Below are 26542 nucleotides of genomic sequence, written 5' to 3'. Positions count from 1 at the left end.
GGGCGGGCAAACTCGGAGGACCGGGCGTGTCGGCCCGGTTCTCCACTGCATCTTCCGACGCCGGCCGACCGTCAGTCGGTGGCGTTGACGGCCTCCTCGACCGTGGTGTGAATGGGGAACACCTTGGTCAGACCAGTGATCCGGAAGATCTTGAGAATGCGCTCCTGGTTGCAGACCAGGCGCAACGAGCCCTCGTGCGCGCGCACGCGCTTCAGGCCGCCCACCAGCACGCCGAGGCCGGTCGAGTCGAGGAAGTCCACGCCCTCCATGTCGACAACCAGGTGGTAGCTGCCGTCGTTCACCAACTCGACCAACTGCTCGCGCAGCTTGGGCGCGGTATACACATCAATCTCGCCACCGACCTCGACGACCGTACGGTCGCCACTCGGGCCGGACACATTGCGAGTCGACAGGGACAGGTCCACGGATCCTCCAGCACCTTGCTATCGAGCGGTCGCCCCTCAAGTCTCCCCGGCGGAGTCGGGGGACGGATCGCCAGCCGCGATGGCATTCAATCACTTACCAGCAGCCATGCACGACGCCTTGGGAGCATTGTCCGTCACGCCAGTGACACACTCGGTGCCGATGGCCAAGAATCACCGCCCCAGTCGTCCAGCCGGGGACACGGGCAACCGCCCCTCTCCCGGCATGGTCCTCGACCGGCTCTCGTCGGGCGAGAGCCGGGCCGCGCGCATCACTCATACGGAGCACTTGCCCGCCCGGGAGGGTCGGCATGCCGTCTGGCCGCATCGCATCCGGACGGAAGTGATCAGCGCGATCCAGGCGGCGGGCATCGAGCACCCCTGGGCCCACCAGGCGGAGGCCGCCGAGCACGCCCTGGACGGCGAATCCGTGGTGATCGCGACCGGCACCGCCTCGGGCAAGTCGCTGGCCTACCTCGCCCCGGTCCTGACCACCCTCCTGGACGGCTCCGAGGCCGCCAACGGCCGCGGGGCCACCGCGCTGTACCTGGCGCCCACCAAGGCCCTGGCGGCCGACCAGCGCCGTGCCGTCCGTGAGCTGGCGGCTCCGCTCGGCAACCGGATCCGGCCCGCCGTGTACGACGGCGACACGCCCGTCGAGGAGCGCGAGTGGGTCCGCCAGTACGCGAACTACGTGCTGACCAACCCCGACATGCTGCACCGGGGGATCCTCCCCTCCCACCCCAGGTGGTCCTCCTTCCTGCGCTCCCTGCGCTACGTCGTGATCGACGAGTGCCACACCTACCGGGGCGTCTTCGGCTCCCACGTCGCGCAGGTGCTGCGCCGGCTGCGGCGCGTCTGCGCCCGGTACGGCGCGGACCCCGTCTTCCTGCTCGCCTCCGCCACCTCCGCCGAGCCCGCCCTTGCCGCGGGCCGGCTGACCGGTCTGCCGGTCACGGAGGTCTCCGACGACGCCTCCCCGCGCGGCGAGCTGGTCTTCGCCCTCTGGGAGCCGCCGCTGACCGAGCTCCACGGCGAGCAGGGCGCTCCGGTGCGCCGCACCGCCACGGCCGAGACCGCCGACCTGCTGACCGACCTGACCGTCCAGGGCGTCCGCTCGGTCGCCTTCGTGCGCTCCCGGCGCGGCGCCGAGCTGATCTCGGTCATCGCCCAGGAGCGGCTGGCCGAGATCGACCGCTCCCTTGCCCGCCGGGTCGCCGCCTACCGGGGCGGCTACCTGCCGGAGGAGCGCCGGGCCCTTGAGCGCGCCCTGCACTCGGGCGAGCTCCTCGGCCTGGCCGCCACGACGGCCCTGGAGCTGGGCGTGGACGTCTCCGGCCTGGACGCCGTGGTGATCGCCGGGTATCCGGGCACCCGGGCCTCCCTGTGGCAGCAGGCGGGCCGCGCCGGGCGCTCGGGCGAGGGCGCCCTGGCGATCCTGGTCGCCCGCGACGACCCGCTGGACACGTACCTCGTCCACCACCCCGAGGCGCTGTTCCAGCAGCCGGTCGAGTCGACCGTCCTGGACCCCGACAACCCCTACGTCCTCGCCCCCCATCTGTGCGCCGCCGCCGCGGAGCTGCCGCTGACCGACGCCGACCTGGCCCTCTTCGGCCCGGCCGTCCCCGAGCTGCTGCCCCAGCTGGAGGCCGCCGGACTGCTCCGGAAGCGCTCCAGCGGCTGGTACTGGACCCGGCGCGAGCGGGCCGCCGACCTGACCGACATCCGGGGCGGAGGCGGCAGCCCCGTCCAGATCGTGGAGGCCGGCACCGGGCGGCTCCTCGGCACGGTCGACGAGGCCGCCTCGCACACCGCCGTCCACGAGGGCGCCGTCCACCTCCACCAGGGCCGCACGTACCTGGTGAAGACCCTCGACCTGAAGGACTCCGTGGCCCTCGTCGAGGAGGCCGTTCCGCCGTACTCCACCACCGCCCGGGACACCACCGCCATCTCCGTCCTCGAGACCGACACCGAGATCCCCTGGGGGGCCGGCCGTCTCTGCTACGGCTCCGTCGAGGTCACCAACCAGGTCGTCTCCTTCCTGCGCCGCCGTCTGATCACCGGCGAGGTGCTCGGTGAGACCAAGCTCGACCTGCCGCCCCGCACCCTGCGCACCCGGGCCGTGTGGTGGACGGTCACCGAGGACCAGCTGGACGCCGCCCGGATCAACCCGGAGATCCTCGGCGGGGCCCTGCACGCCGCCGAGCACGCCTCCATCGGCATGCTGCCGCTCTTCGCCACCTGCGACCGCTGGGACATCGGCGGCGTGTCCGTGCCGCTCCACCCCGACACCCTGCTGCCCACCGTCTTCGTCTACGACGGGCATCCGGGCGGCGCGGGCTTCGCCGAGCGGGCCTTCCACACCGCCCGCGCCTGGCTGACGGCCACCCGCGAGGCGATCGCCTCCTGCGAGTGCGAGGCGGGCTGCCCCTCCTGCATCCAGTCCCCCAAGTGCGGCAACGGCAACGATCCGCTCCACAAGCGCGGCGCCGTACGTCTCCTCACGGAACTGCTGCGGGAAGCCCCGGCAGAGCCCGAGGAGGCCCCGCCCGCGCCCTGACCGCCGGTGCGTACGGCCCGAGGCGCACCGCCGCCGTCACGTCCGCGACGTCGCCCCGCACCGAGCAGCGCAGCAGGGAGGCACCCTGCGCTCCCGCCACCCGGGCCGCCGCCGCGCACGCGGTCTCCTCGCCCCACAGCGCCCGGTCGGCGGCGGCGAGCGCGGCCAGGTCCGCGGCCCCTCCCGCCCGGTGGCGGGCCGCGACCGCCTGGCCCAGCGCGAGGACCGCGCCGAACACCACGCACAGGGCACAGGCCGCGAACGCCGTCCAGACGGTCGCCATCCCCCGGTCGTCCCGCGCGGGGGCTGCCGGCCTGCCCGTCGCGGTCCGGCTCATGGCGGCGTCACCCCGACCGCGTCCTCGGCGAGCGCCGCCGCGTCGGCCCGCAGCGTGAGCCCCATCCCGCCGGGCCCGGGAGCCGGTGCCTCCACAGTCACCCGCCACAGCTCGCCCGACCGGGTGACGGAGACCCTGGACCCCTCGGGCGCGGCCGCCCGGGCGGCCGCCTCCGCGCCGGAGACCGGCTCCGACCTGGCCACCGCCCGCGCGCCGGCCCGCGCCGCGTCCACGCACTGGATCTGCGCCGCCGCGGCGCCGAGCGCCCAGACCAGGGCCATGGTGAAGACCACCAGGGCCGGGAGGGCCATCGCCGCCTCCACGGTCACGGCGCCCCGGTCGTCAGAACGGCGCATCGAGCGCCTTGCCGATCACGGACTCCAGAGCGCCGGAGACCGAACCGCTGGTCACGATCTTGTACAGCACTGTCGCGAAACCGGCCGCCGCGATGGTGCCCATCGCGTACTCCGACGTGGTCATTCCCGCATCGCTCCGGGCCGCCCGCCGTGCCCGCCACCACGTGCTCATCGTCTTCATGCCAACCCCCATGTGTCGTCGTCGTGTTCGTCGTGCCGCGCGCGTTCGCGTCCGGCTCGCTGTTCGTCCTCGGTCAGGCCCGGAGCAGTCCGGTCGCCAGGCCGATCACCACCGGGGCCACTCCCACCGCCAGGAAGGCGGGCAGGAAACAGAGCCCCACGGGGGCGGTGATCAGCACCTGGGCCCGCTGTGCGCGGGCCGCCGCCTTCCGGGCGCGGTCCGCCCGCAGGTCGGCCGCGTGTCTGGAGACGGCCTCGGCGGCGGGTGCGCCGGAGGAGCCGGCCCGTTGCAGACAGCGGGCCAGGCCCTCCGCGCCCGGTATCGCGCCGAATCTCCGCCACACATCGGCCGGTTCGCCGCCCAGCCGCAGCTCCGCCGCCGTCCGGGTCAGTCGCTCGCCGACCGGTCCGCCCAGCGACCGTCCGACCGCTTCGGCAGCCTCCCCCGGCCCCGCTCCGGCGGACACGCAGGCAGCCAACAAGTCGGCCGCAAGCGGAAGCTGACGTGCTGCCTCCTCCCCGTCACCGGCCGCCGGAGCGCGGCGCGTGCTCCACCGCCACGCACCCCAGCCCGCCGCGAGGGCCGCCAGGCTTCCGGCCGGCCCGCCGATCAGGGCCCAGGCGCCGGCGGCCACCGCAAGGGGCATCGCCCACGTCCGGAGCCGGGGCGGGAGCCCGCGCCCACGCCGTACGGCGCGTACCGCCCCGGACTCCACCAGGGCCGCGAGTCGCTTCCGGGTCCGCCGCTCGCGCCGCCGGTCGGCCACGGTCCGGGCCGCCCAGGCGGCGAAGAGGGCGCCCGCGACCACCACCCCCAGCCTGTGGACGGACTCCCCCAGGAAAGCCACCGCCCCGGTCACAGCCGCTCCCCTCCTCGGACGATCCGCGCGGCCCACCACAGGCCCGCCGCCTCCAGGGCCGTACCGACGGCCAGGCACCCGAGCCCCACGGGCGTGTGGAAGAGCACGTGCAGCGGGCGGGCGCCCAGCGCCGTACCGAGCACGAGCCCCACGGCCGGGAGCACCGCGAGCACGGCCACCGTCGCCCAGGCCCCGGCCAATTGGGCCCGCAGCCGCTCCCGTTGGTCCCGGTGCTCCCGCAACGCGGCCTCCAGCCGGTCGAGGCCCGCGGCGAGCCCCGCGCCACCGTCCACCGCGACCTGCCAGCAGGCCGCGAGGCCGGCCAGCCCGTCCGCCCCGTCCTGTCGCGCCGCCCTCCGCAACGCCTGCGCCACGTCCCCGCCGAACCGGGCCGCGGCGACGACCTCCGCCTCCTCCTGCGGCCCGAGCGCTTCCGTCGCCCCGACCCCGAAGAGCAGCGCCCGAGCGGGCTGCCGGCCGGCTCTCAACTCGGCCGCGACCGCGCCGCACAGGGCGACGACCGCGTCCGACCGCGCCTCCCGCTCCCTGCGAAGGGCCCTCGCCCGCAGGTGCCGCCCCGTCAGCGGCACCGCCAACGCCCCCGCCACCAGCGGCAGCGGCGACTGCCCCACGACCGCGAGCACGGCCGCCACCGGCAGGCAGAGCCAGGCGCGCCGCCCCCGCACGACGCCCCACCACCGCTCGGCGGCCACCCGCCACGACGGACCCGCCCGCCCTGAATCCCCGGAAGGCCCCAGCGCCCCGACACCCGCGAGCACCACCCGCGCCCGGCGCAGGCCCCGCTCCCGCTCGGCCAGCCGCCAGAGCGCGGCCCCCGCGCACAGCACCGCCGCGCCCTGGGCGAGGGCCCACTGCTCGCCCCTCATGACACGCCCCCGATCAGCGCCCGCAGCCGCTCCCAGCCGCGCTCGCGCTCGAACCCGTCGGCTCCCCAGCGGAGCGCGGGCACGGTCACCACCAGCCCCTCCCGGTTCCGCTCCAGGACATGGATCTCGGCGATCCGCCTGCGGCCCGTCCGGTCCCGGGCAAGGTGCAGGACGGCCGAGAGCCCGGCCCCCAACTGGCTGTGCAGCGCGGCCCGATCGAGCCCGGCGGCCGTACCGAGGGCTTCGAGGCGGGCCGGTACGTCCGCCGCGGTGTTGGCGTGAACCGTGCCCGAGCCTCCTTCGTGGCCCGTGTTGAGGGCCGCCAGGAGGTCGACGGCCTCCGCGCCCCGTACCTCTCCGACCACCAGCCGGTCGGGACGCATCCGCAGGGCCTGGCGGACCAGATCCCGCAGGGTCACGAGCCCCGCGCCCTCCTGGTTCGCGGGGCGCGCCTCCAGGCGCACCACATGCGGATGGTCGGGCCGCAGCTCGGCCGAGTCCTCGGCGAGGACGATCCGTTCCCGCTCGCCGACCAGACCGAGCAGTGTCGACAGGAGCGTCGTCTTTCCGGAACCCGTGCCACCGGAGATCAGATACGAGACCCGGGCCTCGATCAGGGCGCGCAGGATCCGCTCCCCGCCGGGCGGGACGGTGCCGGCCTCGGTCAACTCCCCCACGGAGAAGGCCCGCGGTCGCACGACCCGCAGCGACAGGCATGTCGATCCGACCGCCACCGGCGGCAGGACGGCGTGCATCCGGGTCCCGTCCGGGAGCCGGGCGTCCACCCAGGGCCGGGCGTCGTCCAAGCGTCGCCCGGCGACCGCCGCGAGCCGCTGCGCCAGTCGGCGCACGGCCGGAGCGTCCGAGAAGCGGACCGCGGTGAGTTCGAGACCGGCGCCTCGGTCGACCCACACCCGGTCGGGGGCCGAGACCAGCACGTCGGTGACAGCGGGATCTGCCAGCAGCGGCTCCAGCGGGCCGGTACCGACCAGCTCGGACCGTAACGCCTCTGCCGCGCCCAGGACTTCCGTGTCGCCCAGAAGCCGCCCCTGGGCCCGAAGCGCCGCCGCGACCCGCGCCGGTGTCGGCTCGGCGCCGCTCTCGGCGAGCCGCTGCCGTACGGCCTCCAGGAGACCAGCGCCGCCCGCGGGCGTCTCGGCGGCGTTCACGAGGAGCCCTCCGCGGCCAGGGCGCGCTCCCAGAAGGCCGCGCAGAACCGGCCGAGCGGCCCGCTCGCCTCGCCGCCGGGTGGCGCTCCGCTGTCGAGCACGGCCAAGAGGTCGGGATCATGGGGGAGTTCCCCGGCGAGCGGGAGCCCGAGGGTGTCCGCGACCCACCGGTCGTCCAGCCCCGACGCGTACGGCCCGCGGACCACGGCACGCAGGTCGCGCAGGACCGTGCCCGCGTGCGTGGCGACCCGGTGGGCGGCGGCGACGGCCCGCAGTTCGCCGGGGACTACGAGGAGTCCGAGATCCAGCTGGGCCAGCGCCTCGCTCACGGCCGCGTCGATCCGACGGGGCAGGTCCACGACGACGATGCCGCCCCGCCTGCGCGCCGCCGCGAGCACCGCACGCATGGCGTCGGCCGGCACGAGGACCGAGTCCCCCCGGTCCCAGCTCAGCACCCGCAGTCCCCGCACCGACGGCAGCGACTCCTCCAAGGCGCCGCCGCCGACCCGCCCCTTCGAGGCGACGAAGTCGGGCCACCGCCTGCCTTCGGCCCGTTCCCCACCGAGCAGGACGTCGAGCCCGCCGCCGAGCGGGTCACCGTCCACGAGCAGGGTGCGCCGTCCGGTCCTGGCGCCCGCCAGCGCGAGCGCGCAGGCCAGGGTCGAGGCCCCGGCGCCGCCGCGTCCGCCGATGACGCCGACGGTCAGCGCCTGCTGTCCCGCGCCTTCGGCGGCGTCGGCGATGCGGTCGACGAGCCAGCTCTCGGCGTCGGGGAGCCGCAGCACGCAGTCGGCGCCGATCTCGACGGCCCGCCGCCACACCTCCGGGTCCTGGTCGGCGGCGGGGCCGGCGAGCCCGCCGCGGTCCCGGCCGACGAGGATCACCCCCGGCCTGCGCGTCGTCCCACGGCACCGGGCCGCGGCATCGTCGCCGACCAGGACGAGCGGGGCCTCGGCCCAGCTCGCGCGGTGTTCCGGAACGGTGTGGTGCACCTCGGGTTCCGCCCCCGCCGCGGCGCAGAGCCGCAGCAGGTCGTCGAGCAGCGCGAGGTCCTCGGTCACGATCAGCGGCCCGGCCCCGCGTCCCGCACCGCCGGCTGCCCGCCCGTCGCCGGGCGAGGAGGAGCCCGCGGACCGCGCCGCCCTGGAAGCCCCCGCCGTTCTGAATGTCATGATTCCCGCCACAGCACACGCCCCCTGTCCGTGCGATCCCGCCCGCGCCGGTCGCGCTGCCGAGATCGCCGATTCCTTCCGCCCGCGGAGTTCGCGGTGGGAATCACCGTGGCGCCATCCCGGAAATCGTGTGGATCTTGCTCAAAAACTGTGGATAACTCCGCCGTTGTGAATATCCCCGTGCCCCATACCAGCGATACCCGGAGAGCACCGCGACCACTACGCTGAGTGACGAAACAGGCGCATCACGCCGTCGCGGCCGCAAGGCCGACGAGAGGGGGAGACATGAGGATCCGGCGGACGAAAACGCGTCCGGACATGCGACGACCCCCGCCGGGGGGGAGAGCGGGGGTCGTCTCTCCGGCCGACTCGGGGGGGGAGGAGCCGGACCGGGTTAGCACGGTCGCGAACGATCCGTGACTTCCATGGTGTACCCGAGAGCCTTCTCAGGCAAACCCACACGCCCGAGCGTACGCCGAATGGCGGGCACCTATGCTCGGCTCGTGGAAAACCACTCGATGCCGCGCACAGCCGCCTTCTTTGACCTGGACAAGACGGTCATTGCGAAGTCCTCGACGCTGACCTTCAGCAAGTCCTTCTACCAAGGCGGACTGATCAACCGCCGCGCCGTCCTGCGGACGGCCTACATCCAGTTCGTCTTCCTCGTGGGCGGCGCCGACCACGATCAGATGGAGCGGATGCGCGAATATCTTTCCGCGCTCTGCAAAGGATGGAACGTCTCGCAGGTCAAGGAGTTGGTCGCCGAGACCCTGCATGAGCTGATCGACCCGATCATCTACGACGAGGCGGCCTCCCTCATCGAGGAGCACCACGCCGCCGGACGGGACGTCGTGATCGTCTCGACCTCGGGCGCCGAGGTCGTGGAGCCGATCGGCGAGATGCTCGGCGCCGACCGGGTCGTCGCCACCCGGATGGTCGTCGGCGACGACGGCTGCTTCACCGGAGAGGTGGAGTACTACGCCTATGGGCCCACCAAGGCGGAGGCGGTCCGGGAGCTCGCGGAGTCGGAGGGCTACGACCTCTCACGCTGTTACGCGTACAGCGACTCGGCGACGGACGTACCGATGCTGGAGTCCGTCGGCCATCCCTACGTGGTCAACCCCGACCGGGCGCTCCGCCGGGAGGCCACCGCCCGGGACTGGCCGATCCTGCTCTTCGAGAAGCCGGTCCGCCTCAAGCAGCGACTGCCGGGATTCCGGATGCCGCCGCGCCCCGCGCTCCTGGCCGTCGCGGCCGTGGGCGCCGCCGCCGCGACCGCCGGACTGGTCTGGTACGCCAACCGCCGGCGCCACTCCGCTCTTGCCGATCGCTTTGCCCGGATTTGAGACGAAAGTAAAGAAGTGGATCCAGCACTTTCGCTTCCCACCCGACAGGAGTAGAAAGGAATCAGGCCCGCGAGACCTAGGACATCCGAGAGGATCACCTGTTGAGCAAGAAGGCCCCACGGACCATGCACAGAAACTGAGCACCCACGCGACGTCGACCCGTCGATTACGGGCCAGCCGCACCAGGCGATGGGCAAAGTTCCCCGCTTGATGGGCACATATCGAGGACGCTTGGTAACTCGGCAGACGTGCCAGCGGCGGTACCAGGACTGGTACCGCCGCAACCCTGTTCAGGCGCCTTGCACAGGCCGTTCGGCAAACCTGGTCAGCGTGCCCGCCCAGTCGGCCCTGCCAGCCGGACTCACACAGCCCGCGCCGCCGCGCTCGCTCAGGCCGCGCCGCCGCGCTCGCTCAGGCCGCGCCGCGCTGGAGCGCCTCACAGACGGCCGTCGACTCCCGCACACCCAGCTCCACGGCCCGCCCGCAGTGCGCGATCCATGCGGCCATGCCCTCCGGCGTCCCCGACACATAGCCCTCGAAGGCGGCGACGTACGCCGCCCGACCCTGCTCCGCGTGGCCGACCTCGGCAGGGCAGATGGCCTTGGGGTCGAGCCCGCTGCCGATCAGCACGATCCGCTCCGCGGCCCGGGCGATCAGCCCGTTGTACGAGGTGAACGGGCGCAGCGCGAGCAGCTCGCCGTGCACCACGGCCGCCGTCACCAGCGCCGGGGCCGTACCGCCCGCGATGATCAGTTCCGAGAGGCCGTCGAGCCGTCCCGCGACCTCCGCCGGGTCCGGCAGCGGCGCCTCGATCAGCGGCTCGTCGACCGCTTCGCCGGCCTGCCGGGGCCTGCCGACGGAGTCCCCGAAGTCGGCGGTGTCGCCGACCGCGACCAGGTGCAGTCGGGCGAGCACCCGCAGCGGCGACTGGCGCCAGATGGAGAGCAGCTGGCCCGCCTCCGCGCCCAGCCGCAGGGCCGCGCCCACCGTCCGCGCCTCGGCGTCGCCGCCGAAGTCGGTCCGTCGGCGGACCTCCTCCAGGGCCCAGTCGGCGCCGGACAGCGCGGCCGAACCGCGCGCCCCGCGCAGGGCGGCCTCGGAGGTGATCTCGTTGCTGCGGCGCCGCATCACGCGGTGCCCGTAGACCCGGTCGACAGCCTTGCGTACGGAGTCCACCGAGTCGGCGACGCCCGGCAGGGAGCCGAGGGCGGCCAGGGGGTCAGAGGCGTGCGTACTCATAAGTAGGGAGGCTACGCGCCCGGGGCGCCCGCCCCACGTTGGAGTGGTCTTCTTCACGGACCTCGACCACTCGGCGCGATCGTGACGCTACGCTTCGTGAACATGAAGATCGCTTTCGTAGGGAAGGGCGGCAGCGGGAAGACCACGCTGTCCTCGCTCTTCATCCGCCACCTCGCCGCCAATGAAGCGCCCGTCGTCGCGGTGGACGCCGATATCAACCAGCACCTCGGGGCCGCGCTCGGGCTCGACGAGATCGAGGCGGCCCGCCTGCCCGCGCTGGGGGCGCACCTGCCGTTGATCAAGGAGTATCTGCGCGGCTCGAACCCGCGGATCGCCTCGGCGGACTCGATGATCAAGACGACTCCGCCCGGGGAGGGTTCGCGGCTGCTGCGGGTCCGCGAGGACAACCCGGTGTACGACGCGTGCGCGCGGACCGTCCGCCTGGACGACGGAGACGTCCGGCTCATGGCGACGGGCCCGTTCACGGAGTCGGACCTCGGGGTGGCCTGCTACCACTCCAAGGTGGGTGCGGTGGAGCTGTGCCTGAACCACCTGGTCGACGGGCCGGACGAGTACGTGGTCGTCGACATGACGGCGGGCTCGGACTCCTTCGCCTCCGGGATGTTCACCCGCTTCGACATGACGTTCCTGGTCGCCGAGCCGACCCGTAAGGGAGTGTCCGTCTACCGCCAGTACAAGGAGTACGCGCGGGACTTCGGCGTCGCCCTCAAGGTCGTCGGCAACAAGGTGCAGGGCCAGGACGACCTGGACTTCCTGCGCGAAGAGGTGGGCGACGACCTGCTGGTGACGGTGGGCCACTCGGACTGGGTCCGCGGCATGGAGAAGGGCCGCCCGTCCCGCTTCGAACTGCTCGAGGTGGACAACCGGATGGCGCTCCAGGCGCTCCAGAACGCGGCGGAGGACTCGTACGCGCACCGCGACTGGGAGCGGTACACGCGCCAGATGGTCCACTTCCACCTCAGGAACGCGGAGAGCTGGGGCAACGCCAAGACCGGGGTCGACCTGGCGGCCCAGGTCGACCCCGGCTTCGTCCTCGGCGAGGCCCTGCCGGTGCCCCAGCCCAGCTGACGCTGCCACCACCACGGCCCCTACGGCGACCGCCGCCCCGCCCCCGGGCGAGGCGGGCGGCCGCCGCCGGAAGGTCGGTCCCGCGCCGTCAGTCCTTCGCCGGCTGCTTCAGGGCCGGCTGGGGCGACGCGAGGGGCTGCGGGTCGGACAGGAAGGCCGTCCAGCCGCCCTTCGGGGCCTCGCCGACCCTCAGGGTCCGCATCTTCGCGATCACCGCCGGGTCCTGCGCGTCCAGCCAGTCCGCGAGCTGCCGGAAGGACACGCACTCCACGTCCTTCTGCACGCACACCGTGGCGATGGTCTCCTCGATGGCACGCATGTACGTGCCGCCGTTCCAGGACTCGAAGTGGTTGCCGATGATGACCGGCGCCCGGTTGCCGTGGTACGAGCGGTTGAAGGCCTGCACCAGGCCGTCGCGCATCTGGTTGCCCCAGTACTCGTGCATGGCCGGGTCACCCTGGGTCCTGGTGCCCGACTGGTTGACCATGAAGTTGTAGTCCATGGAGAGCGTCTGGAACTGGCGCCCGGGCACCGGGACCAGATGCATCGACAGATCCCAGAGCCCGTGGTCCTTCTTGGGCCAGATCTGGTCGTTGACGCCGCTGGTGTCGTAGCGGAAGCCCAGCTGGGACGCGGCCTTCACGAAGTTCTCGCGGCCCTCCAGACAGGGCGTGCGGGCGCCGACCAGCTCCTTGTCGTAGTCGAAGGGGAGCGGCTGCTCGGCGGTGAGACCGGAGTTCGTCTTCCAGTTCTTCACGAAGGACTTGGCCTGGCTGATCTCGCTCTTCCAGTCCTCGACCGACCAGTTGCCGACGCCGCTCTCCGGCCCGCAGAAGTGGCCGTTGAAGTGCGTGCCGACCTCGTTGCCCTCCTGCCAGGCTCCGCGCAGCTCCCGGACGGTGGCACGGATGCCCTCGGTGTCGTTGAAGCCGATCTCCGAGCTGCCGGCGTTGTGCTGCGGCGGGTCGTAGAGCTTGCGCTTCTCCTCGGGAAGGAGATACACGCCGCTGAGGAAGTACGTCATCGTCGCGTCGTACTTCTCGCCGACCTTGCGGAAGTGGGAGAAGAGCTTCTGGCTGTCCTCCCCCGCGCCGTCCCAGGAGAAGACCACGAACTGCGGTGGCTTCTCACCCGGCTTCAGCTTCTGCCAGACCGGCTGGCGGGGCTGGGCGCCGGTGAACGCGGTCGAGCCGTCGCCGATCAGACGCACCGCGTTCGGCGGGGCCGCGACCGGCTCCTTCGCCCCGGCGGCGTCGTGCGGCTTGCCCGGCGCCCTGGACTCGGAGCACCCGGCGAGCCCGGTGATCAGGGCGACGGTGAGGGCACCAGCGGCGAGTGCCCTTCTGCGGACAGTGGTCCTTCTCCCGGCGGCTGACATCCGCCCACCTCTCCTCGGATTCCGTACGGCTGCGAGCGGCGTCAACGTCGCACCACGGAGACCGGAATGATGAAACGACAAGCGGAATGGGCGGCACCTGTCACCCCAACCGGTGAATCATTGCCCTGTTTGCCCCGAAAATAATGCCGGAGACTTTACTCTCCATTACGATCCATTTACCGAGCGTTGATACTCGCTCTGCCATCCCGCCACCGCACAACATCCCGCCACTGCACGCCGTGCCCCACGGCCGCGACCCCCAGTTCGTCCCGCACGAGCCGCGACCGCGCCGCCCCGGAGGAGACGGGAACACATGACCCTCTGCCCACCCATCCGCCGCACCCCCGACCAGCGCCCGCACAGCCCGCCCGACGGGCCGGCGCGCCGCTTCCGCATCGCGGGCGCCGACGTCTCCGCCTCGATCGCCGTCTTCCTGATCGCGCTGCCGCTCTCCCTCGGAATCGCGCTCGCCACCGGAGCGCCACTCCAGGCCGGTCTGGTGGCCGCCGCCGTCGGCGGCATCGTCGCCGGCCGCTTCGGCGGGTCGCCTCTCCAGGTCAGCGGCCCCGCCGCAGGCCTCACGGTGGTCACCGCCGAACTGATCCAGATCTACGGCTGGCGCACCACCTGCGCCATCACCGTCCTCGCCGGCCTCGCCCAACTGGGCCTCTCCGCCCTGCGGGTGGCCCGCTCCGCACTCGCGGTCTCCCCCGCGATCGTGCACGGCATGCTGGCCGGCATCGGTGTGACCATCGCCCTCGCGCAGCTGCACATCGTGCTCGGCGGCACCCCCCAGAGCTCCGCCGTGGACAACGTCATCGGCCTGCCCGCCCAGTTGGCCGACGTCCATCCGGCGGCGCTGGTCATCAGCGCCCTCACCGTCGGCCTGCTCCTGCTGTGGCCACGCCTCCCCGGCCGTACGGGACGGCTGCTACGAAGGATCCCGGCCGCCCTGGCCGCCGTGGCCGCCGCGACCGCCGCCGCCACGCTGGCCGGGCTCGCCGTCCCGCGCGTCGACCTGCCCTCCTGGAGCAGCCACGCCCTGCCCGGACTGCCCGAGGGCCCCGTCCTCGGCATCGCGGCCGGCGTCCTCACCATCACGCTGGTGACCAGCGTGCAGTCGCTGCTCTCGGCCGTCGCCGTGGACAAGCTGATCGCCGCCCGCGCCGACCACGGCCACGGCGTGCCCCGGTCCCGGCTCGACCGCGAACTGGCGGGCCAGGGAGCGGCGAACGTCGTCTCCGGCGCCCTCGGCGGCCTCCCGGTCGCCGGGGTCGCGGTGCGGAGCGTCGCCAACGTCTCCGCGGGCGCCGTGAGCCGCAACTCCACGATGCTGCACGGCCTGTGGATCGTGCTGGCGGCGCTCTTCCTCGTCCCCGTCCTCGACCTGATCCCGCTGCCCGCGCTGGCTGCGCTCGTCATGGTCGTCGGCATCCAGATGGTGAGCATCACCCACATCCGCAGCGTCACCCGGCACCGCGAGGTCCTCGTGTACGCGGTGACGCTCAGCGGGGTCGTCCTCATCGGCATCCTCGAAGGTGTCGCGCTCGGCATCGCGGTGGCCACGGCCGTCGCCATGCACCGTCTCACCAAGACCCGCATCACCCGCGAGGAGCGGGACGGCCGCCACCTGGTGCGCATCCGCGGGCAACTGACCTTCCTCGCCGTACCCCGGCTGAGCCGGGCCCTGCACCAACTACCCCAAGGAGCCCGGGTGGTCGTCGAACTGGACGGGTCCTTCATGGACCACGCCGCCTACGAGACCCTGCACGACTGGCAGATGAGCCATGTGCGGCACGGAGGCGCGGTCGAGATGAGCGGCCCGGCCGGGGCCCGTATCGCCGAGCACGACACGGCCTCGCACGCCTGCTGCCGCCCCTGGACCCCGTGGCGCAACCACTGCGGCGAGCACCACACGCCCACCGGCGAGACGCGGGCCCGGACGACCGGGCATCAACTGGCGAGCGGCATCGGCAAGTTCCAGCGCAACACGGCACCTCTGGTACGGGACGAGCTCGCGCGCCTCGCCCGCGAGGGCCAGCGCCCCTCGCAGCTCTTCCTCACCTGCGCCGACTCCCGGCTGGTCACGAGCATGATCACCTCCAGCGGGCCGGGCGACCTCTTCACCGTGCGGAACGTGGGCAACCTCGTACCGCTGCCCGGCGAGGAGAGCGGTGACGACTCGGTGGCGGCGGCGATCGAGTACGCGGTGGAGGTGCTGCGGGTCCAGTCGATCACCGTCTGCGGACACTCCGGCTGTGGCGCGATGCAGGCCCTCCTGACCAGCACACCGGACGCCCCACCGACCCCGCTGCGGCGGTGGCTGCGCCACGGGCTGCCCAGCCTCGAGCGGATGGCCAGCCGTAGCCACGCCTGGGCCCGGATCTCCGGACGGCTGCCGGCCGACGCGGTGGAGCAACTCTGTCTGACCAACGTGGTGCAGCAGTTGGAGCACCTGCGGGCGTACGAGCCGGTGGCGCGGCGGCTCGCCGAGGGCTCGCTGACGCTGCACGGGATGTACTTCCACGTGGGCGAGGCCCAGGCGTACCTGCTGGCCGGGCCGGACGAGCAGCACCGCACCGAGGACGTCTTCGACAGGGTCGCACCGTCCGAGCTGGCGCGACCGCCCGAGTCGGCGGCACCGTCCGAGCCGTCCGAGTCCTCCGGCCCGTCCGGTTGGTCCGGCCGGTCCGGTCCGTCGCACGCAAGGAACACGCCCTCCCGCGACAGGAACACACCATCCTCGATCAAGGAACGGTCGACGGTCCGCGCGTCCTGAACCTTCCCTCCCTCCCGTCCGTGAGACTGGATGGCCCCTTCTTCCCACCGCTCGGGAGGGAGGGGCCACCGCACGCCCGCACCCCATAGGTCTAAACCAATTTCCTGGAGACTCTTGTCACCCGGGCATCTGACTGATGAGCTATGACGCGGGACACATAGGCACATAGGACGCCCTGGGAAAGGGAGATGTCGTGAGCAACGAAAGCCTGGCCAACCTCTTGAAGGAAGAGCGGCGGTTCGCGCCGCCGGCCGAGCTGGCCGCGCACGCCAACGTGACGGCGGATGCGTACGAGCAGGCCGCGGCGGACAGGCTTGGCTTCTGGGCCGAGCAGGCGAAGCGGCTCACATGGGCCACCGCACCGACGGAGACCCTCGACTGGTCGAACCCGCCGTTCGCCAAGTGGTTCGCCGACGGCACGCTCAACGTGGCGTACAACTGCGTCGACCGCCACGTCGAGGCGGGCAACGGCGACCGGGTCGCCATCCACTTCGAGGGCGAGCCGGGCGACAGCCGGGCCATCACCTACGCCGAGCTCAAGGACGAGGTCTCCAAGGCCGCCAACGCCCTGACCGAGCTGGGCGTCACCAAGGGCGACCGGGTCGCGATCTACCTTCCGATGATCCCCGAGGCCGTCGTCTCGATGCTGGCCTGCGCCCGCATCGGCGCCGCGCACTCCGTGGTCTTCGGCGGCTTCTCCGCCGACGCCATCGCCACGCGCGTGGAGGACGCCGACGCCAAGCTCGTCATCACCGCCGACGGCGGCTACCGCCGCGGCAAGCCGAGCGCCCTCAAGCCGGCCGTGGACGAGGCCCTCACCCGCACCGACAAGGTGGGCAACGTCCTCGTCGTCCGCCGCACCGGCCAGGACGTGGCGTGGACCGAGGGCCGTGACGTGTGGTGGCACGACGTCGTCGCCCGCCAGTCCACCGAGCACACCCCCGAGGCGTTCGAGGCCGAGCACCCGCTCTTCATCCTCTACACCTCCGGTACGACGGGTAAGCCCAAGGGCATCCTGCACACCTCCGGCGGCTACCTCACCCAGGCGGCGTACACCCACCACGCCGTCTTCGACCTCAAGCCGGAGACCGACGTCTACTGGTGCACCGCCGACATCGGCTGGGTGACCGGACACTCGTACATCACGTACGGTCCGCTGGCCAACGGCGTGACGCAGGTCATGTACGAGGGCACCCCGGACACCCCGCACCAGGGCCGCTTCTGGGAGATCGTCCAGAAGTACGGCGTCACGGTCCTCTACACGGCGCCGACCGCGATCCGTACGTTCATGAAGTGGGGCGACGACATCCCCGCGAAGTTCGACCTGTCGAGCCTGCGCGTGCTGGGCTCGGTCGGCGAGCCGATCAACCCCGAGGCCTGGGTCTGGTACCGCGAGCACATCGGCGCCGGCAAGACCCCGATCGTGGACACCTGGTGGCAGACCGAGACCGGCGCGATGATGATCTCGCCGCTGCCGGGCGTCACCGAGACCAAGCCGGGCTCCGCCCAGCGCCCGCTTCCCGGCATCTCCGCCACCGTCGTCGACGACGACGCGAACGAGGTACCGAACGGGGGCGGCGGATACCTGGTCCTCACCGAGCCGTGGCCGTCGATGCTGCGCACGATCTGGGGCGACGACCAACGGTTCCTGGACACGTACTGGTCGCGCTTCGAGGGCAAGTACTTCGCCGGCGACGGCGCGAAGAAGGACGAGGACGGCGACATCTGGCTGCTCGGCCGGGTCGACGACGTCATGCTCGTCTCGGGGCACAACATCTCCACCACCGAGGTCGAGTCGGCGCTCGTCTCGCACCCGTCCGTCGCCGAGGCGGCGGTGGTCGGCGCGGCCGACGAGACGACCGGCCAGGCGATCGTCGCGTTCGTGATCCTGCGCGGTACGGCGAGCGAGGACGAGGGGCTCGTCGCGGAGCTGCGCAACCACGTCGGCACGACGCTCGGCCCGATCGCCAAGCCGAAGCGGATCCTGCCGGTGGCGGAGCTGCCGAAGACCCGTTCCGGCAAGATCATGCGGCGGCTGCTGCGGGACGTGGCGGAGAACCGGGAGCTCGGCGACGTGACGACGCTGACCGACTCCTCCGTCATGGACCTCATCCAGACGAAGCTCCCGAGCGCGTCCAGCGAGGACTGAGCCGCAGGCCCGTGTCGATCGGCAGCCCGCCCCACGTCTCGTGGGGCGGGCTGTGCCGTATGTGCCGTCCGTGTCCACAACGGGCCGGAGCGCGGTTCTGTCCTTAAAGTGCAGATCACCGGACACAATCCCCGCTCGTTAGGTAAAGTAAAGATCGCGTCGGAGACGCGACAGAAATACCTAGGTGCGCCGGGAAGTCTGGTCGGCATGTGCTTTGTGCTGCCCAACCGACCGGAGGTCGCCGCCCGTGCCCGCGCCCGCACCCGCCCCCACCGACCGCAAGTTCCTCGGCCGTCTGTCGCTGCCCGAGCGAAACTTCGTGGCCGACGCGCTGCGCACCGAGACCGTCGGTGGCGTGCTCCTGCTCGTGGCCGCAGTCGTCGCGCTCGTCTGGGCGAACACCCCCCTCAGCGACAGCTACGACACGGTACGGGACTTCCACATCGGCCCCGCAGCCCTCGGCCTGGACCTCTCCATCCAGCACTGGGCGGCCGACGGCCTCCTCGCGATCTTCTTCTTCGTCGCGGGCATCGAGCTCAAGCGGGAACTCGTCGCGGGCGAGCTGCGCGAACCCAAGGCCGCCGCGCTCCCCGTCGTCGCCGCGCTCTGCGGCATGGCCGTACCGGCCCTCGTCTACGCCCTGACCAATCTCATCGGCGGCGGCTCCATGGACGGCTGGGCCGTGCCCACCGCCACGGACATCGCCTTCGCCCTCGCGGTCCTCGCCGTCATCGGCACCTCGCTGCCGTCCGCACTCCGCGCGTTCCTGCTCACGCTCGCCGTCGTCGACGACCTCTTCGCGATCCTGATCATCGCGGTCTTCTTCACCAGCGATCTGAACTTCGCCGCGCTCGGCGGCGCCTTCGCCGGCCTCGCGGTCTTCTGGCTGCTGCTGCGCAAGAACGTACGCGGCTGGTACATCTACGTCCCGCTCGCCCTGGTCGTCTGGGGCCTGATGTACAACAGCGGCGTCCACGCCACCATCGCCGGTGTCGCCATGGGCCTGATGCTGCGCTGCACCAAGCGGGAAGGAGAGGAACACTCCCCCGGCGAGCACATCGAGCACCTGGTCCGGCCGCTCTCCGCCGGCCTGGCCGTGCCGCTGTTCGCGCTGTTCTCCGCGGGCGTGACCATCACCGGGAAGTCCATCGCCGAGGTCTCGACCAACCCGGTCACCCTCGGTGTGATCCTCGGCCTCGTCGTCGGCAAGACCGTCGGCATCTTCGGCGGCACCTGGCTCGCGGCCCGCTTCACCAAGGCGGAGCTCAACAGCGACCTGGCCTGGCCGGACGTCTTCGCCGTCGCCTCCCTCGCAGGCATCGGATTCACCGTCTCACTGCTCATCGGCGAGCTGGCCTTCGAGGGCGACCCCACCCTCACCGAGGAGGTCAAGGCGGCCGTCCTGATCGGCTCGCTCACGGCCGCCGTCGTGGCGACGATCCTGCTCAAGCTGCGGGTACGGAAGTACGAGGCGCTGCTCGCGGATGAGGAGCGCGACGAGGACGAGGACGGCATTCCGGACATCTACGAGGAGGACAACCCGGAGTACCACCTGCGGATGGCCGAGATCTACGAGAAGAAGGCCGCCGAGCACCGCGAGCGCGCCCAACTGGCGGGGGCATCGCGCGATGACGGCGACAGTCCGGCATGATCTGAGGTCGGACCGTAGAAGAGAAGAGGGAGCAGCGATGAGCGACCCGGTCAACGGAGCCGAGCGCAGCCTCGGTCAGCTGGTCGCCTCGGCGACCGCCGAGATGTCCGCGCTGGTGCACGACGAGATCGCCCTGGCCAAGGCCGAGATCCGCCAGGACGTCAAGCGGGGCGCCATCGGCGGTGCGGCCGGCACGGCCGCCGCCACGGTGCTCCTCTTCTCGCTGCCGATGCTGAGCTTCGCGCTCGCCTACGGCATCAACACCTGGACCGGCGGCCACAACGGCGAGGGCGGGTGGAACCTCGCCTGGTGCTTCCTGCTCTCCTTCGCGGCGAACGTGCTGCTGGCGGGGCTGCTCGGGCTGTTGGCCTACGCGAAGTTCAAGAAGGTCAAGCCGCCGGAGAAGTCCATCAAGTCGGCCAAGCAGACGGCCGCGATCCTGCAGAACGCCAAGCCGCACCCCCGCCCCGAACGGGCGGCGCTGCCCGCCACGGTCCAGGACAAGGTCGCCGCTGTGGGACGCTCGTCCACATGACCGTCCCTGAGAGCAGCAACGGCAGCGGCCCCGTCGGCAGCCCCGTACGGATCGACGGGCCCTGGACCCATCGCGATGTGGCCGCCAACGGCGCGCGCTTCCACATCGCCGAGATGGGCGACGGGCCGCTCGTCCTGCTGCTGCACGGCTTCCCGCAGTTCTGGTGGACCTGGCGCCACCAACTGCCTGCTCTCGCCGACGCCGGCTTCCGGGCCGTGGCGATGGACCTGCGGGGCGTGGGCGGCAGCGACCGTACGCCCCGGGGTTACGACCCCGCCAACCTGGCGCTCGACATCACCGGCGTCGTCCGCTCCCTGGGCGAGCCGGACGCGGCGCTGGTCGGCCACGGCCTGGGCGGCTACCTCGCCTGGACGGCCGCGGTCATGCGGCCGAAGCTGGTGCGCCGGCTCGCGGTCTCCTCGATGCCGCACCCGCGCCGCTGGCGCTCGGCGATGCTCTCCGACTTCTCCCAGTCGCGCGCCGGATCGTACGTATGGGGCTTCCAGCGCCCGTGGCTGCCGGAACGTCAGCTCGTCGCCGACGAGGCGGCCCTGGTCGCGCGGCTGATCGAGGACTGGTCGGGCCCGAGGCTGCCCGACGAGGAGGCGCTCGCGGTGTACCGGCGGGCGATGTGCATCCCGTCGACGGCGCACTGCTCGATCGAGCCGTACCGCTGGATGGTGCGGTCCATGGCACGGCCCGACGGCATCCAGTTCAACCGGCGTATGAAGCGCCCGGTGCGGGTACCGACACTGCACCTGCACGGATCGATGGATCCGGCGATGCGGACGCGGAGCGCGGCCGGTTCGGGCGAGTACGTGGAAGCGCCGTACCGCTGGCGGCTCTTCGACGGCCTCGGGCACTTCCCCCACGAGGAGGACCCGGTGGCGTTCTCCACGGAGCTCATCAACTGGCTGAAGGACCCCGAGCCCGACCGGTGACGAACGGCCGTTCCACGAACGGCCATGTGCCCGGCGCATACTCCAATTGGCGGGCCCCTGGGCGGTTACCGACCTTGGGCCACGGGCAGACGTCGGGGTATGGGCTGGACGCACGACTACGGTGACACGGTACGCAACCGCCGCTCGGCCGCTGGGCCGGGCTCACACGAGAGGAGCGGCCCGCAGGAACAGGGTCGCTCGCATCCGGTGCAGGGCATCGGCATCCCGCACATCCTGCGCCGCCGGGCCCGCTGGGTCTCGGCCCGGCTCAGGCACACCCGGGACTGAGCGCGCGCCCGGCTCAGGACACCCGGGACCGAACGCACACCCGGGACCGGGCGCCCGCCGGGTTCACGCCACGCCGGAGGCCGGACGCCAGCCGGGTTCACACGTACCCGAGACCCGGACGCCCGACCGCCGCGGCGCAGCAGCACGCATCCGCCTACAGCGCGCATCCCTGGCTGTCGACCTGCTGCGTCGCCGCGCGGCCCTGGACGATGTCGTCCCGGATCTCGTCGACCGTCAGGGCGTAACCGGTGTTCCTGTCGTCGAGCGAGCGGGCGAAGATCACGCCTGACACCTTGCCGTCCTCGGTGAGCAGCGGGCCGCCGGAGTTGCCCTGACGGACCGTCGCGTACAGGGAGTAGACGTCCCTGCGCACCTCGCCGCGGTGGTAGATGTCCGGACCGTTGGCGCTGATACGGCCTCGGACGCGCGCCGAGCGGACGTCGTACGAGCCGTTCTCGGGGAAGCCCGCGACGATCGCGCTGTCGCCGCTGCGGGCATCCTGCTCGGTGAACTCCAGCGGCCTGACGTCCAGGTTCGGCACGTCCAGTACGGCGATGTCGCGCTGCCAGTCGTAGAGGACGACCTTCGCGTCGTACAGCTTGCCCTCGCCGCCGATCTGGACGGTCGGCTCGTCGACGCCGCCGACCACATGGGCGTTGGTCATGACCCGGCGGTTGTCGAAGACGAAACCGGTGCCTTCGAGGACCTTGCCGCAACTCGGGGCCGTACCGACGACCTTGACGATGGCGCGCTTGGCCTCGGCGGCGACCGGGCTCCCGGCGAGCGCCGGGTCCGGCGGCCTGACTTCGGTGATGGGCTCGTTGGCGAACGGACTGAAGACCTGGGGGAAGCCGTTCTGGGCGAGCGTCGAGGTGAAGTTCGTGAACCAGGTGGACGCCTGATCGGGCATCACCTGCTCGACACCGAGCAGCACCTTGGAGCTGCGCACCTCCTTGCCGAGCGTGGGCATCGAGGTGCCGGCGAGCGCCGAGCCGAGCAGCCACGCCACCAGGAGCATCGCGACCACGTTGACCAGCGCGCCGCCCGTGGCGTCCAGGGCGCGCGCCGGTGACCAGGTGATGTGCCGGCGCAGCTTGTTCCCGAGGTGGGTGGTGAAGGCCTGGCCGACGGAGGCGCAGACGATCACGACGACCACGAAGACGACCGTCGCCGTGGTGGAGACCTCGGCGTGGTTCGTCAGCCAGTCCCAGACGACCGGGAGCAGCAGGACGGCGACGAGGCCGCCGCCGAGGAAGCCGACGACCGACAGGATGCCGACCACGAATCCCTGGCGGTAACCGATGATCGCGAACCACACGGCGGCGAGCAGCAACAAGATGTCCAGCACGTTCACCGTCAATAGCCTCGCAGATTCGTCTTCGGTCGCCCCGGGCTCCGGGGGTTCAGCCTGTCATGAGCGCCAGTCGAGCGGGACCTGCTTGGCCCTGTCCCACGGCTGCTCCCAGCCTGCGTAGTGGAGGAGCCGGTCGATCACTCCGGCCGTAAAACCCCAGACCAGAGCGGATGCGACGAGGAACCCGGGGCCTTTGTGACCGCTGGGGTGGACGGTGGTCGCGCGGTTGGCGGGGTCCGTGAGATCCGCCACGGGGACGGTGAAGACCCGGGCGGTCTCGGCGGGGTCGACGACCCCGACCGGGCTGGGAGTGCGCCACCAGCCGAGGACGGGGGTGACGACGAAGCTGCTGACCGGGATGTAGAGCTGGGGCAGGACGCCGAAGAGCTGGACGCCGGAGGGGTCGAGTCCGGTCTCCTCCTCGGCCTCGCGCAGGGCGGCCCGCAGCAGACCTCCGTCGGACGGATCGCCGTCCTCCGGGTCCAAGGCGCCGCCGGGGAAGGAGAGCTGACCGGGGTGGGAGCGCAGCGAACCGGAGCGCTCCATGAGGAGCAGCTCGGGGCCGCGCTCGCCCTCGCCGAAGAGGATGAGGACGGCGGACTGGCGGCCGGCCCCGCTCGCGGGCGGCAGGAAGCGGCTGAGCTGCTCGGGCTCGACGGTGCGCGCCGCCCGGTCGACGGGGGCGAGCCAGCCGGGCAGCCCGTCCCGCGTGAGCAGCCCGCCGGTCCCCACGCCGTGGGTCGTCTCCCCGGTCTCTTCTTCCGTGCGCGTCATAGGCACCCCCGATGTTTCACAACGCGATCCGTGCGTGGGTTCGTTCCCTCCGGCCTCGGCTCATTCGGCCCCCGGGGCCACACCGGGAGCGGGGGCGGCCGGGCGGCCCGGGTAGTCCGGGGGCGGATTGAGGCGCTGGCCCGGGAAGCCGCCCTTCTCGTACTTCAGGAGCTTCGCGGCCTTCTCCGGGTCGGTCTCGCCCTCTCCGTACGCCGGGCAGAGCGGGGCGATCGGGCAGGCGCCGCAGGCGGGCTTGCGGGCGTGGCAGATCCGGCGGCCGTGGAAGATCACCCGGTGCGAGAGCATCGTCCACTCGCTCTTCGGGAAGATCTCGGCGACCTCGGCCTCGATCTTGACCGGGTCGTCGCTCTCGGTCCACTTCCAGCGGCGCGCGAGGCGCATGAAGTGGGTGTCGACGGTGATGCCGGGCACGCCGTAGGCGTTGCCGAGGACGACGAAGGCGGTCTTGCGCCCCACACCGGGCAGCTTGACGAGGTCGTCGAGGCGGCCGGGGACCTCGCCGCCGAAGTCGTCCCGGAGGGCCGCGGCGAGGCCCATGATCGACTTGGTCTTGGCGCGGAAGAAGCCGGTGGGCCTGATGAGTTCCTCGACCTCCTCGGGGACGGCGGCGGCCAGGTCCTCGGGCGTCGGGTACTTCGCGAAGAGCGCGGGAGTGGTCTGGTTGACCCGCAGGTCGGTCGTCTGGGCGGAGAGGACCGTGGCGACGAGCAGCTCGAAGGGGTTCCGGAAGTCCAGTTCGGGATGGGCGTACGGAAAGACGTCGGCGAGCTCCCGGTTGATCTTCCGGGCGCGGCGGACCATCGCGAGCCGGGACTCCGGCTTCGCGGGCTTCGCGCGGGAAGCCCGCGTGGCTGTCGGAGCGGCCTTCGCCGCCGCGGCGGACTTCGGAGCCGCTTTCGCCGTCGCCGCCCTGGGAGCCGCCTTCGCGGCCGTCTTCTGTGCCGCGGGGCTCTTGGCGGCCTTCACCGTCGTCTTCGTCGCGGGCTTCGTGGAGGACCGTTTCGCGGGCCGCTTTGCGGGCTTCTCAGCGGCCTTCACGGGGTCTTTCGTGGCATTTGTCCGCTTCGGCGCACCCTGTTCGCCCACAGCGGAATTACCCTTGGCCGACACTCTTCCAGCCCCCTTGGCCTGCGCTCTCACCGGCGAGTTGGACACCCGGCCAGCCTAAGCGCCACCACCGACATCCGCTCTGGGCATGGCCGATCACGACCCAATCGGGCCCCTGACGTACGGACGGGCGGTTCGGTACGTCAAACTTGTTGTGATTGATCGCACTGTTTTGTGCGTCCGGCATCATGGGATCAAGGTCCCCTGAGCAGGTCGACATAGGAGAGAACTCGTGGACGACGTTCTGCGGCGCGCCCCGCTCTTTGCGGCGCTCGATGACGAGCAGGCCGCGGAGCTGCGCGCCTCGATGAGTGAAGCGACGCTCGCCCGTGGCGACGCGCTCTTCCACGAGGGAGACCCCGGCGACCGCCTGTACGTGGTCACCGAGGGCAAGGTGAAGCTCCACCGCACGTCCCCCGACGGCCGCGAGAACATGCTCGCCGTCCTCGGCCCCGGAGAGCTCATCGGTGAGCTCTCCCTCTTCGACCCGGGCCCGCGCACCGCCACCGCGACCGCGCTGACCGAGGTCAAGCTGCTCGGTCTCGGCCACGGTGACCTCCAGCCCTGGCTGAACGCCCGCCCCGAGGTGGCCACCGCCCTGCTGCGCGCGGTCGCCCGCCGGCTCCGCAAGACCAACGACCAGATGTCCGACCTGGTCTTCTCCGACGTGCCGGGCCGTGTCGCCCGCGCGCTCCTCGACCTGTCGCGCCGCTTCGGCGTGCAGTCCGAGGAGGGCATCCACGTCGTCCACGACCTCACCCAGGAAGAGCTGGCCCAGCTGGTCGGCGCCTCCCGCGAGACGGTCAACAAGGCCCTGGCGGACTTCGCCCAGCGCGGCTGGCTGCGCCTGGAGGCCCGCGCCGTGATCCTGCTGGACGTCGAGCGCCTCGCGAAGCGCTCGCGGTAGCTCGCGCCACGCGACTCCGCACGTACGAGAAAGGCCGCCCGGTCGTGGACCGGGCGGCCTTCTCGCGTGCCAGGGGTGACTACCGCTTCGTGCCGTCCACGATCAGCGGGTTTCCGCCGGCGGCGCCGCACGGAACCGCGTACACCGGGTTCTTCGCCGCGGCCTCCTTGTACGCGTCGATGCACTGGTTCATCAGGACCTTGTCGGTCAGCGACTCGTTGAGGATCTTGTTGGCGCGGGCGATGCCCTCGGCCTCGATACGGCGCCGGTCGGCCTCGGCCTTGGCCGTGCGGGCGGCCTCCGTGGCGCGCTCGGTCGCCTGCTGCTGCTGGATCTTGCGGTCGATCTGGTCCTGAAGGGCCTTCGAGGGCTTCACGTTGCGGAGGTTGACCGCCGTGACGTCGATCCCGCGCGGGGCCAGCCGCTCCTTGATGAGGGTGCCGATCTCGGCGTTGATCTTCTCGCGGTCCGTGGCGTAGCCCTGCTCGCTCGTGTAGCGGGCGAAGACGTTGCGGACGATCTCCCGGCTGTCCGGGTAGACCAGGCGCTGCTGGATGGACTCCTCGCTGCCCGCGAGGCGGTACAGCTCGACCGACTTGGCCGGCGTGACCGCCCACTTCACGGTCACCTCCACCTCCATCACGCCGCCCTGCGAGGAACGGACCTCGACCACGTCCTTGTCGGAGAGGTTCAGGTCGACGGGGCGGGTGGAGAAGGTCGTGACGTCGGTGAACGGCGACTTGACGTGCATGCCCGAGGTCATCGGGGCACCCACCTTGCCGAACGCGACCGGGACGCCCACCTCGTACGCGCTGACCACGTACGTCATGCTCGCGACCAGCGAGAAGGCGCCGGCGATGACGGCGCCGAGCGCACCGAGCTTCAGCCCCTTCGAATCGTTGGAGCGGGCGACGAAGAAGAGCACCACTGCCGCGATGAGCAGCAGGATGGCTATGACGAACATGGGCGTTCCCCCCGAGGGCTACGGTCGTGCGGTATGCGAAGTAAGCGGAGCGTAAGACACGAACCCGCGAGCCTTCG

At 72.0% G+C, this 26542-nt stretch carries 24 protein-coding genes; 10 read left to right on the top strand and 14 right to left on the bottom strand.

From position 1 onward, the window contains the following. Positions 1-71: 71 nt before the first annotated feature. Entirely contained in the window at positions 72-425 is a 354-nt protein-coding gene (locus tag ACZ3OF_RS29280; RefSeq protein ID WP_147979000.1) for an STAS domain-containing protein, read from the bottom strand. 79 nt (positions 426-504) lie between these two features. Here ACZ3OF_RS29280 and ACZ3OF_RS29275 point away from each other — a divergent pair, with 79 nt between their 5' ends. Next, entirely contained in the window at positions 505-2982 is a 2478-nt protein-coding gene (locus ACZ3OF_RS29275; RefSeq protein ID WP_467307751.1) for a DEAD/DEAH box helicase, read from the top strand. Here the strand turns inward: ACZ3OF_RS29275 and ACZ3OF_RS29270 are convergent. The 7 genes from ACZ3OF_RS29270 to ssd form a co-directional block, all read right to left on the bottom strand. Next, on the bottom strand, positions 2924-3319 hold the full coding sequence (locus tag ACZ3OF_RS29270; protein WP_467307749.1) for an Rv3654c family TadE-like protein: 396 nt from the start codon (positions 3317-3319) through the stop codon (positions 2924-2926). The genes ACZ3OF_RS29275 and ACZ3OF_RS29270 overlap by 59 nt on opposite strands. Continuing rightward, positions 3316-3675, bottom strand: a complete 360-nt coding sequence (locus ACZ3OF_RS29265) for a TadE family type IV pilus minor pilin (protein ID WP_361677066.1) — start codon at positions 3673-3675, stop codon at positions 3316-3318. The genes ACZ3OF_RS29270 and ACZ3OF_RS29265 overlap by 4 nt, the downstream gene beginning before the upstream one ends. Beyond that, positions 3662-3868 (bottom strand): DUF4244 domain-containing protein, encoded by a 207-nt coding sequence (locus ACZ3OF_RS29260; protein WP_361677069.1) that lies wholly within the window; start codon positions 3866-3868, stop codon positions 3662-3664. Before ACZ3OF_RS29260 ends, ACZ3OF_RS29265 begins: the two co-directional genes overlap by 14 nt. Positions 3869-3929: 61 nt before the next feature. Next, positions 3930-4715 (bottom strand): type II secretion system F family protein, encoded by a 786-nt coding sequence (locus tag ACZ3OF_RS29255; protein WP_467307747.1) that lies wholly within the window; start codon positions 4713-4715, stop codon positions 3930-3932. Then, complete coding sequence (locus tag ACZ3OF_RS29250) at positions 4712-5602, bottom strand: type II secretion system F family protein (protein ID WP_467307745.1); 891 nt, start codon at positions 5600-5602, stop codon at positions 4712-4714. The genes ACZ3OF_RS29255 and ACZ3OF_RS29250 overlap by 4 nt, the downstream gene beginning before the upstream one ends. Next, a complete protein-coding gene (locus ACZ3OF_RS29245) occupies positions 5599-6771 on the bottom strand; it encodes a TadA family conjugal transfer-associated ATPase (protein WP_467307743.1) in 1173 nt (390 codons plus the stop codon). Before ACZ3OF_RS29245 ends, ACZ3OF_RS29250 begins: the two co-directional genes overlap by 4 nt. Then, complete coding sequence (gene ssd, locus ACZ3OF_RS29240) at positions 6768-7943, bottom strand: septum site-determining protein Ssd (RefSeq protein ID WP_467307741.1); 1176 nt, start codon at positions 7941-7943, stop codon at positions 6768-6770. Before ssd ends, ACZ3OF_RS29245 begins: the two co-directional genes overlap by 4 nt. A gap of 479 nt (positions 7944-8422) precedes the next feature. Here ssd and ACZ3OF_RS29235 point away from each other — a divergent pair, with 479 nt between their 5' ends. Beyond that, entirely contained in the window at positions 8423-9289 is an 867-nt protein-coding gene (locus tag ACZ3OF_RS29235) for an HAD family hydrolase (protein WP_361677080.1), read from the top strand. A 411-nt stretch (positions 9290-9700) separates the two neighbouring features. On the opposite strand, the gene ACZ3OF_RS29230 is transcribed toward ACZ3OF_RS29235, so the two are convergent. Beyond that, positions 9701-10528 (bottom strand): Fic family protein, encoded by an 828-nt coding sequence (locus ACZ3OF_RS29230; protein ID WP_361677083.1) that lies wholly within the window; start codon positions 10526-10528, stop codon positions 9701-9703. Positions 10529-10630: 102 nt separating this feature from the next. On the opposite strand from ACZ3OF_RS29230, the gene ACZ3OF_RS29225 reads away from it, so the two are divergent. Next, the gene (locus ACZ3OF_RS29225) at positions 10631-11617 is read left to right on the top strand and encodes an ATP-binding protein (RefSeq protein WP_361677086.1); all 987 of its coding nucleotides are present in this window, start codon (positions 10631-10633) and stop codon (positions 11615-11617) included. Positions 11618-11705: 88 nt separating this feature from the next. Here ACZ3OF_RS29225 and ACZ3OF_RS29220 read toward each other — a convergent pair whose 3' ends face one another. After that, complete coding sequence (locus ACZ3OF_RS29220) at positions 11706-12995, bottom strand: polysaccharide deacetylase family protein (protein WP_361677090.1); 1290 nt, start codon at positions 12993-12995, stop codon at positions 11706-11708. A 313-nt stretch (positions 12996-13308) separates the two neighbouring features. Here ACZ3OF_RS29220 and ACZ3OF_RS29215 point away from each other — a divergent pair, with 313 nt between their 5' ends. The 6 genes from ACZ3OF_RS29215 (at position 13309) to ACZ3OF_RS29190 (ending at position 21338) form a co-directional block, all read left to right on the top strand. After that, entirely contained in the window at positions 13309-15774 is a 2466-nt protein-coding gene (locus ACZ3OF_RS29215) for a SulP family inorganic anion transporter (protein ID WP_467307738.1), read from the top strand. Between the two features lie 193 nt (positions 15775-15967). Further along, on the top strand, positions 15968-17923 hold the full coding sequence (gene acs, locus ACZ3OF_RS29210) for an acetate--CoA ligase (protein ID WP_361677096.1): 1956 nt from the start codon (positions 15968-15970) through the stop codon (positions 17921-17923). Positions 17924-18170: 247 nt separating this feature from the next. Next, positions 18171-19574: a Na+/H+ antiporter NhaA gene (nhaA, locus tag ACZ3OF_RS29205; protein ID WP_361677099.1), complete on the top strand. Its 1404-nt coding sequence runs from the start codon at positions 18171-18173 to the stop codon at positions 19572-19574. Positions 19575-19611: 37 nt separating this feature from the next. Then, a complete protein-coding gene (locus ACZ3OF_RS29200; RefSeq protein WP_361677102.1) occupies positions 19612-20109 on the top strand; it encodes a phage holin family protein in 498 nt (165 codons plus the stop codon). Further along, positions 20106-21050 carry an alpha/beta fold hydrolase gene (locus ACZ3OF_RS29195; RefSeq protein WP_361677105.1) on the top strand — a complete coding sequence of 315 codons (945 nt, stop codon included), beginning with the start codon at positions 20106-20108 and terminating at the stop codon, positions 21048-21050. The genes ACZ3OF_RS29200 and ACZ3OF_RS29195 overlap by 4 nt, the downstream gene beginning before the upstream one ends. Before the next feature lie 99 nt (positions 21051-21149). Then, complete coding sequence (locus ACZ3OF_RS29190; protein WP_361677108.1) at positions 21150-21338, top strand: hypothetical protein; 189 nt, start codon at positions 21150-21152, stop codon at positions 21336-21338. Positions 21339-21492: 154 nt separating this feature from the next. Here the strand turns inward: ACZ3OF_RS29190 and ACZ3OF_RS29185 are convergent, their stop codons facing one another. From ACZ3OF_RS29185 to nth, 3 genes are read right to left on the bottom strand one after another with little or no spacing between them, the layout of a single operon-like run. Then, positions 21493-22692 (bottom strand): MarP family serine protease, encoded by a 1200-nt coding sequence (locus ACZ3OF_RS29185; RefSeq protein ID WP_361677111.1) that lies wholly within the window; start codon positions 22690-22692, stop codon positions 21493-21495. 57 nt (positions 22693-22749) lie between these two features. Next, a complete protein-coding gene (locus ACZ3OF_RS29180) occupies positions 22750-23466 on the bottom strand; it encodes an NUDIX hydrolase (RefSeq protein ID WP_361677114.1) in 717 nt (238 codons plus the stop codon). Between the two features lie 60 nt (positions 23467-23526). Then, entirely contained in the window at positions 23527-24525 is a 999-nt protein-coding gene (gene nth / locus ACZ3OF_RS29175) for an endonuclease III (RefSeq protein WP_467307732.1), read from the bottom strand. 301 nt (positions 24526-24826) lie between these two features. On the opposite strand from nth, the gene ACZ3OF_RS29170 reads away from it, so the two are divergent. After that, on the top strand, positions 24827-25501 hold the full coding sequence (locus tag ACZ3OF_RS29170) for a Crp/Fnr family transcriptional regulator (RefSeq protein WP_015034542.1): 675 nt from the start codon (positions 24827-24829) through the stop codon (positions 25499-25501). 79 nt (positions 25502-25580) lie between these two features. Here ACZ3OF_RS29170 and ACZ3OF_RS29165 read toward each other — a convergent pair whose 3' ends face one another. Then, entirely contained in the window at positions 25581-26465 is an 885-nt protein-coding gene (locus ACZ3OF_RS29165) for a prohibitin family protein (RefSeq protein WP_361677120.1), read from the bottom strand. Between the last annotated feature and the right edge of the window lie 77 nt (positions 26466-26542).

The organism is Streptomyces sp. NPDC022552, assembly GCF_055561875.1.
This window is presented reverse-complemented; position numbering and strand designations above follow the sequence as displayed.